Here is an 855-nt window from a genome sequence, read left to right as displayed (position 1 = left end):
ATCTCATTCGCTTTTTCAACTGGCATATCCAGTGGGATGTTCACATCCATTCGTACATGAAACAGCATGTCTCACTCCTGATGTATCACGTCGCTTATTTGCGGCGAAGGTTGTCAATCTTGTCTAAATCCAACTCAATACCTAAACCATTGCCTTGAGGCAGATGTAATTCGAAATCACGATATTGAAGCGGGGTCTTTAAAATTTCGTCAGTTAACAGCAATGGACCAAACAATTCAGTGCCATATGCCAAATTCTCAAAGGTCGAGAACAAATGTGCAGAAGCGATGGTGCCAACAGAACCTTCAAGCATCGTGCCACCATACAGATCTACACCAGCGAGGTTTGCAATGGTTGCTACATCACGACCTTCGAGTAGGCCACCAGACTGAGCAACTTTTACAGCAAACACAGAAGCAGCATTACGCTTCGCTAAACGATAAGCTGTACTTGGACCCATCAATGACTCATCCGCCATAATGGCAATATCAAAACGACGAGTTAAACGCTCCATGGCATCAATATTGTCAATCGCACATGGCTGTTCAATTAGATCCACACCACCATCTTGCAGAAGCTGAATACCTTTGATCGCTTCTAACTCAGACCAAGCACGGTTCACATCGACACGGATAGAAATATCAGCACCTAACGCTTTTTTGATGGTGAGAACATGCTCAACATCTGCTTCTACAGCACGAGAACCAATTTTTAATTTAAAGAAGTTATGACGCTTAGCTTCGATCATCTTTTTCGCTTCAGCGATATCTTTATCCGTATCACCAGAAGCCAACACCCAAAGCACAGGGACGCTGTCACGCAGACGGCCACCTAGCACTTCAGACAGCGGCAAGC

The 855-nt window shown here is 44.7% G+C and carries 1 protein-coding gene; it reads right to left on the bottom strand.

Annotated features, from left to right (window positions below):
* Positions 1 to 94 precede the first annotated feature (94 nt).
* Positions 95 to 855 (bottom strand): muconate/chloromuconate family cycloisomerase (locus tag AC1M9H_RS14305; protein WP_481613646.1); only part of this gene is annotated, 761 nt, incomplete at its 5' end.

It is taken from the genome of Acinetobacter sp. ANC_7512 (assembly GCF_056779935.1).
This window is presented reverse-complemented; position numbering and strand designations above follow the sequence as displayed.